Here is a 12,884-nt window from a genome sequence, read left to right on the forward strand (position 1 = left end):
TCAGGAAATAGTAGACCAGAAACGTTATGATTCGTCCCGTTTTTTTGAAACTTCTTACGCTTCAACTTTTACTCTTCACGTTTTCGTGTAAGAAAGAGCAGCCTGTGGCCCAGACCACGACGCCCACCACGCGCTATGTTAATTTGTCGCATCTGGATCGACTGTATCAGACGGTTAAGTTGGCCTCAAACGGAACCGAAGTTGGGACGGTAGCCATCTATAGCGAAGCGCCTGATTATCATCTCGTAACGGATACCGACGAAGGATTCACCTGCATCGACGATGTAGCGCGGGCAGCCCTGCTGATGCTGCGTGAACCTGATCTGGCAACCAATAAAGACACGCAAACCAAACTGCGGACAATGACCGAGTTCGTTCTGCAACTACAAGCTGACAACGGGGACGCCGGCGCGGGGTATTTTTATAATTTCCTCTGGCCCGATCGAACCATTAACAAGACATTTAAGACCAGCGTGGCCCAGGCAAATTTCTGGTCGTGGCGAGCCTTATGGCTTCTGACCGAAGCGTATCCGTACTACCTGAAAGCCGATGCAACACTGGCGGGACGTATGCAGACAGCTATCCAGAAACTAACGGCGAATATGCTTCGAGACTTTGGCAACAAGCCAAAGGAGTACAACTTCGTCCAGGGCATACAGGTGCCTAAATGGCTTCCTTTCGGTTCGGGCACCGATCAGGCAGCCATTATGCTGATTTCTCTGAATAATATCTATCAGCAAACTCCAAATGCTGATGTTTTGAGCCTGATTGAATTGCTGGGCGATGGTATTCTGGCGATGCAATACGGCGACGTGGGTAAGTTTCCATATGGAGCTATTTTGAGTTTTGATAATGGCTGGCATGCCTACGGTAGCGACCAATCGTATGCACTGTTGCGGGTTGGGAAAGCGCTGAACAAACCGACCTGGATTGCAGCCGCCAGGCGGGAAATTGATAATTTTTACCCGTATCTGATTCAACTGGGTTTTCTGGAATCGTTTACGGTCCAACAACCCGGTACGGAAGTCAAGCCGATCAAATCGAGTCAGGTTTCGCAGATTGCCTATGGCATTCGACCAATGGTCTGGGCTGCGCTGGAAGCTTTTGATCAAACGAAAGAGGCTAAATATGCTGATTTAGCCGGACAACTGGCAAGCTGGTTTCTGGGAAAAAACGTAGCCAATACATCTATGTACGACCCGGCAACAGGTCGGGGGTATGATGGAATTACCTCAAGTAGTCAGATTAATCGCAATTCGGGAGCCGAATCGACAATCGAATCGCTCTGGGCGTTTCAACGTCTCGAACAATACCCCGACGCAGTGAACGCATTAGAAAAATATAAGTAGCGAATGGCTGAAGTAATACTACGTCACATTGCCAAGGCTTACGCAGGTGGGCCAAGGGTGATCAACGATGTCAATATTGACGTCAAGGACCGCGAATTTGTTGTGCTTGTTGGGCCGTCGGGTTGTGGCAAGTCTACCCTGTTGCGGATGATTGCCGGGCTGGAAGATATCACCGATGGCGACCTGCTGATCGATGGACAACGTATCAACGAGCGTGCTCCAAAAGACCGCGACATTGCTATGGTATTCCAGAATTACGCGCTTTACCCGCACATGACCGTTTACGACAACATGGCGTTCGGGCTGAAGCTACGGAATATGGCCAGCGATGAAATCCGGCAGCGCGTGACCAACGCGGCCAGCATATTGGAAATTGAGAATCTTCTGGACCGAAAGCCTAAAGATATGTCGGGTGGGCAACGGCAACGCGTAGCGATCGGACGGGCTATCGTACGAAATCCGAAAGTGTTCCTGTTCGATGAGCCACTGAGTAATCTGGATGCCAAACTCCGGGGTCAGACACGTATCGAATTGCAGAAACTTCACCGCGATTTGCAGGCAACTATGATCTACGTTACGCACGACCAGATCGAGGCCATGACCCTCGGCGACCGGATTGTCGTACTACGGAATGGCGACGTGCTTCAATACGATACACCCTTAGCCCTTTATAATCAGCCCGCTAATTTGTTTGTTGCCGGTTTTATCGGTTCGCCCCCAATGAATTTCCTGCCCGGTCGGATTGTCAGTTCAGATAAAGAAATAAGTTTTGAAAGTTCGGATAGCACGGTTCGAATTGACTTGTCAATGTCGGCTCATCAGGCGGCACTGGCGCCTTACGAAGGTCGCGACGTAATGCTCGGTATCCGGGCGGAGCACATTCGCGAGCAGCCGATCGGTTTGTCACAACGTAATTACTCCGCAGAGACGGCTACGTTAATTGACGCCGTAGAACATATGGGTAGCGAAATCCTGGCCTATTTTACAATTGAAGACCGTCGGTTTGTTGCCAAACTGCCAGGCGATGCGTCCGTCACGTTCGGTCAGCCGATTTCGTTGTTTTGGGAACTTGATAAACTTCACTTCTTCGATACACAAACCGAACAGGCAATTCGATAAGTGTCAACGCTATAGGGCTTAGATTAAATGGTTGGTAGTCTGTTTCATTTGCAGCAGCAGGAGTCCTCAAATGCGAAACTTTAATGTCCGTTGAGTTTTGTAAGCGGCTTTCTCTGGATAAAACTATATAAAATCGGTTGTTCTAATCCGGAACCGTTTGGGTCGGGAAAATTTGGTCGGTTGAACCGGGATTACCATTACCTTACATACTTCCTGAACGCGCTGATTGTCTGAAATAAAAATACACCTTCCAGTAGTTTACTGAATATACCAATAATCTTTGCCAATTAAGCTAGTCTCCCTTCGTCACGGTGCCATTATTTAGTGCGTAGCGAACCGAACGATGCACCTAGTTTTACTCCACCCCAACGATGAGACAAACCACTGCTGAATTCCCGGCTGAGCATTGACTCCGCATATTCCAGATACAGTGATTTATAGCGAAATACGATGCCAACGTTTCCCTGAAATGTAATCCGCGCCAGTTGGTGAACTGAAAGCACATACGGACTGCTTGAATTGAAAAGACCTCCTTGCAGGCTTGCATCGTAGCCTATTACACTAACCAGGGGTTGTGCATATATGTACAGTTGCAGAGGTAATCGACACGGGGCGAACATTGGGCCAAAGGGGGAGTTGAACCGGCCCGCCATTACCACAATCCCCGTTTGTAACCGATCTATATAGGTACCCACTTGGGCCTGAGCTGTCGTACTTATTGATAGCGCCTGGCGATAGGCATAGAGCTGTTTTTCATAATGAAGGGTATATGTCAGGATCACATCATTGTGTATCTGATACTGCCAGCCTTTGGGCTCAACCCCGTTGAAGAGCCGATGAAGAGCAGTTTGTATTTGGTTCCCTAACGCCACCGGACCCATCATCCCCATACTTAGCCCCGCTGACACCCGAAGCCGGCGTAGTGTATCAGTTGATAGGCTGAACGTTTTTAGCGATAGGCCAGCCGCAAACGGGCGGTCGCCGATTAAAGTGGTCTGGCTGCGAATCGAAGTCGGTGTAAAGCCTAAATGCTCGAAGGCCAGACCGTACTGAATCTGATTGCCCTTGGCTTTAATAAGTAGTTTGGTCAGGGGATTTTTTTGAAGGGATGGCTTGACGAGTTCCAGCATGTAGCCCTGGGTATAGTAATAATCCGTTCCGGTGAAAAAGTCGTTGTCGTAGTGTAGTCGGCTGAAGGAAGGCTGGTCTATCTGTCGAAAAGAAACCATATTGTCGATGCGTTGAGCTAAACCTAGGACGGGGAGTAGCCAGCATAGAAGAGCCGTATAGGTTTTTGTAGTCTGCATGCTAAGCTATCTACGCCTGATCTGCGGTCTGGGATTGATGGAGGCCTTAACTGGTTGGTCAATCAGAAGAACGGCATGTACAGCTGAAACAAAAGGCTTTCTCCACCGCTTCTGGATCGCTTATGCCCGGCTTTGGCGACTTCTTTCTGGGATAGATTAACCAGGGTTAACAAGAGAAGTATTCCACAAATCAAATTTGTTACCTTTGGTGAGGAAATATCAATAGTAAATGTATTGAGACAATCATTAAGTGTATAAGAATGGAATTATTTGTACGTTATGACCTTGAACGGTTAACCAAATACGCTTCCCTAGCTCACAATTCAGCCCGCATACGAACCAACATTACGACTACTCATGCCAGCTTACATTTCGCGGATGTTAATTATTTCAACTACACTATTTGTTTAGCCGCCAGTCAGATTCAACAAGTCGTTGAGGAAACCAAAGCGTTTTACCAGCATACTCCTCATCGGTTATTAATTGAAGATGCGGCCGAGTCAACTCACCTTCACTCCTTTTTGAACAAGGAAGGCTACTTGTGTAAAGGCAGACAGATATTGTTGCAGGCACCCAATCAGATCAACGAACTGGCTGAATCCGAAGCGGCTACCGAACTCGAGCCGGTATCGCCGACAACGCTTTACTCGTTTACACAGGATTACCTGGCTAGCTTCGAATCTGACCGAACCGATGCCGCGCCCGTGTCGATCAATTTTAGCCAGTTGTTATCGTCCTCTACTATCCAACTCTATCGGGTCATGGCGCATCGGCAAGCCGTGGGTATTGCTGCGCTCTATCAGGAAAATGAGCATTTCCTGTTGGCAGGGGGAGCGATTCTGCCGTCTTACAGAAATCACGGCTACCATACCAGCACATTGATCAGCCGTCTTCGGTATTGCTTTCAAAACCGGCCAAAAAGCATTTCAGCCTGGGCTTACGAAAATAGTACCAGCTATCAGAATATGCGTCGGCTAGGCCTGACTCCTCTCAAAGGCTACTGGATTTATGAACACAGGGTTTAGGGAGCGTTGGTTTCAATTGGCTGAACGATTCGCCAATCAGGTGGCTATTTCCCATGCCGGTCGTCAGGTAACGTATGGGCAGCTGGCTCAACAGGCCAATGCGGTGGCGCGTCGGCTGACAGAATTGACGTTTCGCGATTCGTGCATTCCAATACTGCTCACCTGTCCTGTTGACCACATTGCAACCCTGTTGGGCATAGTCCAATCCGGCAACTATTATTATTCGATTAATCCGGAACGGGCGTCGGCGATCAACCCGATACTCAACAGTGTTGGTGCTGTAGCGCTCATTAGCACGGCGGATTTAGTGCAGGCCGCCCAGCTACCCGAATCAGTAGTGCTTATTCAACCACACATGCTGCAACCCCAGCCATCCGGGGCTGACAAGGTTGTCATTGAGCCGACGACGCCGTTCTGTTTGTTCACCACCTCAGGAACCACGGGCCAACCCAAACAGGTGATTCATTCACACCAGAGCGTGTTAACGGATACGGATCGACAGATTCTGGATAATCAGATCGGCCCTGCTGATCGTATTGATCTATTGTTCTCTCTCGAATTTAGTGCCTCACTAGCTTGCCTTTTCCCGGCTATGCTAACAGGCGCTACGCTGGCTATTCACAACCTCAAAAAAGAAGGCGTATTATCCGTACCTTCCTTTTGGCAACGGGAACAGATCAGTTTCAGCACCCTGTCAGTCAGTTCGTTTCGGTTGCTGCTAAAAAGTCCATTCGATTTTAAAACCCTCGACAAGCTTCGTTTTCTGTCGATTGGGGCCGAACCCGTAAATCAACAGGATATTGAGGAATTTCAGGTGAAATTTGGTCCCCAAACCATTCTTCAGGTCGCCTACGCCACCACCGAGACCCGCACCATCACCGAACATAAAATACGGACGGATACCAACTGGCGTTCTACACTACATTCTGTCGGCAAGTCCGTTACCGGGCGCACTGTTCGCATCCGCAATGAAACGGGCGATTGGCTTGAGCCTGGACAAGTGGGCGAAATCGTTGTCCAGGCAATGGGCATTCCTGATGCTTACGCCAATAACCCAATGGCCAGCCAGCGGGCCTACCAACGACAGGCTAATGGGTTGGTTAGCTACGCGACAGGTGACCTGGGTTATCTCGACAACGCGGGTCACTTATTCTGGTGTGGGCGTACCGACTTTATGATCAAGAAAAACGGGCAGAAAATTAATTTGCTTGAGTTGGAAGATGTGCTTCGCCAGGCACCTGGCATTGGCGAAGCGGCCGTAGTGAGTGATATGAACTCAGCTGCTCAGCCACTTATTCGGGCCTTTTTCCGTCCAGACTCGCCTGTTGATCTAGCAACAGTGAAACGTTGGATGGCGGAGCGGTTGCCCACGTTTATGCTTCCTGATACCTATCAGTCTATCGTGGAATTACCGCGCACCCGTACTGGTAAACTTGACCGGTCCAGTCTGCTTGATCAGTATCCAATTCTCCTCCATCGCGATGGCTTAGCTCTACCAAACTCCTTCGATAACTCGCTGGTAGATCATATCAAGATGATTTGGGCCCAAAAGTTAAACTACGTGGATACGATAGCCGATTATGATGATTTTTTTCGAGACCTAGGGGGCGACTCTCTCACGGCTGAGGCCTGTCTGGCTACCCTTGAAGCGCATGTAGGTAAGCCTTTGCCCATGCAATTGGCCTTTTCCTACCCTACACCCCAGGCCCTGGCTTCATTTATTACGACGCCCGCTGAAACAGGCGTTCAGTGTATTTCGCTAAACCAACCGGTTGCAGATCGACCCAATATCTATTTTATACCACCCCTTTCGGGTGACAAACGGATTTACCAATGGCTGGAAGAGGCTCTAAGCGATGAGGCCAACTTATACTGTCTTTACTTCTCTTCTTTCACCGACAGTGGGCTTCTGAGGAGATTACCTGAGCTATGTGATTCAATGGCCCGGTTGATCGATACCTCCGCCCCAAATATATTAATCGGGTATTCCTTTGGCGGCATCCTGGCCTATGAAGTCGCGTTAAGGCTGGATAAGCAGTCACCCAGGCATCCCCTAAGTCGCCTGGTACTGGTCGACACGCCTTTATACAAACGGTATCCTTTTGCTCAGGTTGTTGTGCAGGATTTTAAACGCGGTTGGCATAAGCTTCAGCGGGTCTTTGAAGCCCGCGAATCGTTCAATTGGTCAGAGAATTTACGTCAGCTATTTTTTCGATACTCCGGTCGATTGAAAGCTTCGGCTCCCCTACAGCCAACATCCGATTGGCAACAGAAAGCCGAATTTGCAGCCCAGACATACAGCCAACAGATAGTTATAGATACCCCTGTTCAACGGTCCATTGTACTGTTCAGGGCTGCCGACACGTCTTTTTACGAGCGGGATATCAAGCCCGACTATACATGGCAGACTTACACAAGCGTTGGGGTAGAGGAGCATTTGTTGGCAGGCGATCACTACCAGGTGCTGAATCAAGTCAACAGTGAGCTTGTTGTCCATGTCCTTTTGCAAGTTTTAGCTAAGACGTATACGGTCTCAAGCTAAAGCCCACAAATTTGGCCCGGTTATTTCAGCTGTGCTTTCTCATTTATACCATCCGATCAGCTTCGGTTGAACGCATCCGGATTATAATCACGAAAAAGGAATGACTTTTTCTGACAGTATTTAACAAAGAGAAGCAATTTGACCGTCTTTCCATAACTGGGACCCTTAATAGAAAACAGCCTGTAAGTAGTTAAGTACTTACAGGCTTCTAATGACTGTGCAAAAGACGAGACTCGAAGTATCAGTTTTAATGGTGTTTCGGAGGACCAGCACCGCTTATGTCGAGTAGGTGGTGTTGTCCCCCGTGCTGGTGTTTGTAATGACATCGGCAGATTCTCCGGTGCACAGTGGGTAATTTGAGCAGCGGGTCAGGCAGCACCTCCTTTTTGGGTTTATAGATAAAGCAAAGATGCCCGATCATTTGGCCAAGCTTCTTTGCTTTATTCACACCAAAAAATAATGTTTGGCAAAAAGCTCATTACGTTCGGTTGATCTATTTCGTTTTCACAATACTGATAATGCTGACACATCTAGCAGGCAAGGTGCATTCTATTAGTTTAACAATCCAGTAATCATTATTTCCCTGAGAGGGCTGGGTTTTATCAACGCCTATATTAGAAGCCGATGTGCCACCTAATAGATATCCCTTATCGGAGGTTGTTACAAGCGTAAATAAGTACTCATTGCTGAGGCCTCCATACATTTTATCCCATTGTTTAGCTCCATTCGCATTGACCTTGACAAGCCAGAAATCAGAAATGCGTGGTACAGATTTTCCCGGATCAGTTAAATCACCTCCCGAATAGCTATTAGAGTAGCCTCCAATTAAATAGCCACCATCTGGCGTAGAGACAACTGCACCAAGGCTTTCGACGTATTTGCCGCCAAATGTTTTATCCCATTGCTTGGTCCCGTCTTTCCCTATCTTGACAATCCAATAATCTGAAGCTCCCCTGGAAGGTTGCGTTTTATCACCCGTAGAGTGGGAGGATGATGTCCCTCCCAGCAGATACCCACCATCTGGTGTCGTTATGAGGGCAGATAACTCGTCTGTACTAACACCTCCGTATGTTTTATCCCATTGTTTAGTCCCATTCGCGTCAATCTTAACTATCCAGTAATCAAACGTTGTACTGCCATCTCTAGATGGTTCAGTTTTATCCCCATTTATGCCTGACACAGATTTGCCGCCTAGTAAATATCCCCCATCCACACTTGCCACCAATTTAATGAGCTGATCCGACTGGTTGCCCCCGAATGCTTTGTCCCATTGTTTGATGCCATTGGCATCAATCTTAATAATCCAGTAATCGTATCCTCCTCTACTGGGTTGTGTCTTATCCCCGCCAATTCCTGATGCTGTAGTACCTCCTAGTAGATAACCCCCATCAGCGGTGGATATCATGTCACTAAAACCTGAGTTTCCTCCATAAGCTTTATCCCAAAGCTTATTACCATTGGCATCGATCTTAAGTAACCACATATTTCCAAACTTGGTCTTATCCCCATTTAAGAACGCATAGGCTGTTCCGCCGAGTAGGTAACCTCCGTCAGGGGTAGCTATCACAGATTTAAATACGTCATTGTCAGTAGTACCAAATGTTTTATCCCATTGCTTGATCCCGTCTTTCCCTATCTTGACAATCCAATAATCTCCCTCTCCCCAGTTGGGTTGCGTTTTATCACCCCCTGCACTTGAGTAGGATACTCCGCACAATAGGTAGCCTCCATCAGCCGTAGGCAGAGTAATAGAGAGAACATCATTACCAGAGCCACCAAATGTTTTGTCCCATTGCTTAGTGGGTTGTGCCGATAAATGTGCAGATGATATTACGAATAACCAGATTATGCACCATCGGATTATACTATAAGGAGTAATGCTGGGCAATAAACAAGAATCCATAAAGTAGTTATTTTAGTTAAGTTTTATGGAGATTATTTAAATATGTAGTGTACAATATATACTAAAAGTATATTACAATTTTGCACAAACATTGTGCCAGCTTGTAGGATAAGTGAATCAGAGAATTAAAATGTGGAGCTTTTTAGGTGTCCAACAAGACGGTTGATCTGCATTACGACCTGCACTGACTCAGTGATGCGTTTGCGGCCATGAATGAACAGGAAGCTTTCTTGTTAGTACTGAATTAAGTTACGGTTTCACTCGGAAAACAATTTTACGAGAATGAGATGGTCCATTAACTGTGGTTAACATAAAATCAGTGGTAAATACTTTAACGTCAGAAGGAGATGCGAACCTTAATTCATACACAACATCTTGGTGTGATAAAGAAAACCGATTTATACCGTCATTAGCAAAGGTCGGAGAAATCATATAATGAGGTCTCTCTTGGTCTATGGTATTTAGACGCTCATGAACAAGAACTGTCTTTGGATCTGCGACCACGATGAACATTGGCCTGTATGCTATAGTATCTCCAATATTTCTTACCGCAACGTTTAATATACAAAAACCATCAAGTTTTTTGGAGAGCACAAGGGTGTCAGTTGGCCCAATGCGATTCTCCTCAATACCTCCAAAATTGAAAATAAACTGCGGCTTTTTATTGGTCTGTTTGACAATAAAGTCTAAGTGTTTTCCCGATACAGCTAATTGACTATTGATTGAACCAGACATGCCTTTTAAAGCAACACCACTTTTAGCCAATAGCTTCCGTTGGTCTTGAGCCAAATGCACCATTTCCTGTAAAGCCTTGCGACTCTGATTTAAGGCATTCTGCTGTTTACCCAAAACTCTTCCTTGGTCTATACCCGATTGCCTCGTTTCATTCAAAGCGACTAGCGCATAATAGAAAGAGAGTAATGTAACAAAAGCAGTTAAGTGCGCTACCAGTCTTTGTAAAAAGCCTTTCTCTCCAAAAATTTTAACTGGTGATACTTTCTTGAAATACGGAAAAATGGACTTTCTTTTAATATATGGAAATGCCAGATCTACTACCATTAAAAAGCTAAGTACCCAAAGCGCCAATTCGAAGTTTTTCATCTCAAACCATAATTACATGCAGATTAAAGTTCGCCATAAATAACTCATAAATAAAGGATATTATGTGTTAATGGTCATTTCACAGAGCCGATTGACTATGGGTTTACACAAATGGTAGAAGTAGCGAGTATTCTTATTTTGAAAGCTTAAAATTCAGGAAAGCCCTGAATCTGCGTGTGCCTGAAATAATACCAAGATCCCGCAGATAATCCTCTGTCGGTGCAACTGTCGAATGTCGACAATGCTGTTGAATGAGCCAAATATTCTCGGTAACTAGCCACAGCGCAATCACACCCGTATGTTTCCAGGAGTACATATCGTACTGACCAACCCAGCCCAGTTTAGACAGTATTCAAATGTGATGCTGATAGAAGTAATCCGGCCCCACTTTATCGGGTCCCGATACACCCTTGTGGGTGAACGCGTAAAGTTGTGGTGGATACATTCGTAGACCCTTTTGCTGGATCAGGCTCTCTAGAGGTGGAGCAATCTCCACGTTCGCCCCTTCATTGTCTTTGGCATCCTCCCCGTTTATATAGATCGTATCCGCCCGAATGTCCCCGATCCGTAATAACCTTAATTCCTAACGTGGCCGAAAAAACGTATAGAGCGTGAACTGCACAAACAGCAGTAGATTTGTTTCTTCTTCGGCCAGAAAGACTTTCTTAAACTCCTCCCTTTGTGCATCGGTGAAGGCGGTGTGACGGTGAGTGTTCTTCTCGTCAAGGAAATCTGACATTTCCTTTCCTAAATTGGGACCCTTAACACAAAACAGCCTGTAAGTAGTTAACTACTTACAGGCTGTTGATTATGTGCCGAAGGCGAGACTCGAACTCGCATGTCCGTAAAGACACACGCCCCTGAAACGTGCGTGTCTACCAATTTCACCACTTCGGCAGTACGCTTCCCTGTTGGGATTGCAAAGATAAGGCTCTGTAGGCCGATTGCACAATGTTTTTTACTAATTTTTTTTCGCCCCTACCGCGAAAAGAGTAGCCGTACGCCCGGCTGATCAGTCGCAAATTGGCCGTTTTCATAGGCGAGCTTACCCGAAATAATTGTGTGTGTTACGGTAGAACCAAATGTATGGCCCTCCAACGGCGACCAACCACACTGATACTGAATGTTTTCCTTAGAAACTGTCATCGACAGCGCTGGGTCGACCAGAACAAGGTCAGCCCAGTAGCCTTCGCGCACATAACCCCGTCGATCTATCTGAAAACAGTCGGCAGGCGCATGGCACATTTTACGCACAAGTGTTTCTATTGAGAGTTTTCCCTGCTTCACAAAATCGAGCATCAGCAAAAGCGGATGTTGTACCAGCGGTAAACCCGATGGAGCCTGCCAATAGTGCTGTTGCTTTTCGGCCCAGGTGTGTGGGGCGTGGTCGGTAGCAATAATATCGAGCTTATCGTCCAATAATCCTGCCAGTAGAGCCTCTTTATGATAAGGCGCTTTAATGGCCGGGTTGCACTTGATTAGGTTGCCCAGGCGGGCATAGTCCTCGCTATCGAACCAGAGGTGATGCACGCAAACTTCAGCCGTAATGCGTTTTTCAGTAAGGGGCAGTTTATTGTCGAACAACGCCAGTTCGTCGGCGGTCGAAATGTGCAGGATGTGTAGCCGGGTATTGTGCCGCCGGGCCAGCTCAACCGCCATCGAGGATGATATCAGACATGCCTGTTCATTGCGGATCAACGGGTGAAGACCCGCTGTTGCATAGTCGCCATATTCTGCTTTATAATGTTCCGTATTGGCACGGATGGTGGCTTCATCTTCGCAGTGGGTAGCAATGAGCATCGGGCTTTCCCGGAACAGTCGATCCAGTACCTGCTCATTATCTACCAGCATATTTCCCGTCGATGAGCCCATGAACACCTTGATACCGCAAACGTCGGCTGTATTCGTTCGGAGAACTTCGTCGAGATTATTGTTCGATGCCCCCATAAAAAATGAGTAGTTAGCCAGCGAGCTATTGGCGGCAATGTCGTATTTCTGAGCCAGTAATTCCTGCGTCAGGGCGTTGGGAACGGTGTTGGGCATTTCCATAAAGCTGGTCACACCCCCTGCCACAGCGGCTCGTGCTTCGGAACCAATAGTGGCTTTATGCGTCAGGCCGGGCTCCCGAAAATGCACCTGGTCGTCAATAACACCCGGTAACAGATACGTCCCCTTTGCGTCGATAATCCGGGTAACACCTGAGTCAGAAAGGCCCGACTTGATTTGAGAAATAAAACCGTTTTCGATCAGGACATCGGTCTCAACAACCTGCCCTTCGTTTACAAGCCGGGCGTTACGAATCAGGAGTTTACTCATCAGGTTTAAGTATTACGGCGAATTTTTAAGCCAATTTGAAAAGTCAAAGCACTAAAATTATATAATGAAGCTGGTTAAACTTATATAATCAGATCTGAAGTGAGTGGTTTTTTGTCATTCCGACGATAGGAGGAATCTTGAAGTCATCCAACAATCAAGTTTAAAATTCCTCCTATCGTCGGAATGACAAAAAACGTTATAATGTTTACCTGAAGACCAAGT

At 46.8% G+C, this 12,884-nt stretch carries 9 protein-coding genes and 1 tRNA gene; 4 read left to right on the forward strand and 6 right to left on the reverse strand.

Annotation, left to right across the window (positions count from 1 at the left end; translation table 11 throughout):
* Positions 1–26 precede the first annotated feature (26 nt).
* Positions 27–1,349, forward strand: coding sequence for a hypothetical protein (locus CWM47_RS33585; RefSeq protein ID WP_100992888.1), 1,323 nt, complete (start codon positions 27–29; stop codon positions 1,347–1,349).
* 3 nt (positions 1,350–1,352) lie between these two features.
* Complete coding sequence (locus CWM47_RS33590; RefSeq protein ID WP_100992889.1) at positions 1,353–2,468, forward strand: ABC transporter ATP-binding protein; 1,116 nt, start codon at positions 1,353–1,355, stop codon at positions 2,466–2,468.
* A 317-nt stretch (positions 2,469–2,785) separates the two neighbouring features.
* Here the strand turns inward: CWM47_RS33590 and CWM47_RS33595 are convergent, their stop codons facing one another.
* Complete coding sequence (locus tag CWM47_RS33595; protein WP_100992890.1) at positions 2,786–3,775, reverse strand: lipid A deacylase LpxR family protein; 990 nt, start codon at positions 3,773–3,775, stop codon at positions 2,786–2,788.
* A 260-nt stretch (positions 3,776–4,035) separates the two neighbouring features.
* On the opposite strand from CWM47_RS33595, the gene CWM47_RS33600 reads away from it, so the two are divergent.
* Positions 4,036–4,800, forward strand: coding sequence for a hypothetical protein (locus CWM47_RS33600; RefSeq protein ID WP_100992891.1), 765 nt, complete (start codon positions 4,036–4,038; stop codon positions 4,798–4,800).
* Positions 4,784–7,342, forward strand: a complete 2,559-nt coding sequence (locus tag CWM47_RS33605) for an AMP-binding protein (protein ID WP_100992892.1) — start codon at positions 4,784–4,786, stop codon at positions 7,340–7,342. Before CWM47_RS33600 ends, CWM47_RS33605 begins: the two co-directional genes overlap by 17 nt.
* Before the next feature lie 493 nt (positions 7,343–7,835).
* Here CWM47_RS33605 and CWM47_RS33610 read toward each other — a convergent pair whose 3' ends face one another.
* From CWM47_RS33610 to CWM47_RS33625, 5 genes are all read right to left on the reverse strand, one after another.
* On the reverse strand, positions 7,836–9,245 hold the full coding sequence (locus CWM47_RS33610) for a hypothetical protein (protein WP_100992893.1): 1,410 nt from the start codon (positions 9,243–9,245) through the stop codon (positions 7,836–7,838).
* 249 nt (positions 9,246–9,494) lie between these two features.
* Positions 9,495–10,346, reverse strand: a complete 852-nt coding sequence (locus CWM47_RS33615) for a hypothetical protein (protein ID WP_100992894.1) — start codon at positions 10,344–10,346, stop codon at positions 9,495–9,497.
* Between the two features lie 583 nt (positions 10,347–10,929).
* Positions 10,930–11,085: a hypothetical protein gene (locus CWM47_RS38485; protein ID WP_157816140.1), complete on the reverse strand. Its 156-nt coding sequence runs from the start codon at positions 11,083–11,085 to the stop codon at positions 10,930–10,932.
* A gap of 74 nt (positions 11,086–11,159) precedes the next feature.
* Positions 11,160–11,243, reverse strand: a tRNA-Leu gene (locus tag CWM47_RS33620).
* 81 nt (positions 11,244–11,324) lie between these two features.
* Positions 11,325–12,662, reverse strand: coding sequence for a dihydroorotase (locus CWM47_RS33625; RefSeq protein WP_100992895.1), 1,338 nt, complete (start codon positions 12,660–12,662; stop codon positions 11,325–11,327).
* Positions 12,663–12,884: the final 222 nt, after the last annotated feature.

It is taken from the genome of Spirosoma pollinicola, assembly GCF_002831565.1.
Classification (GTDB): domain Bacteria; phylum Bacteroidota; class Bacteroidia; order Cytophagales; family Spirosomataceae; genus Spirosoma; species Spirosoma pollinicola.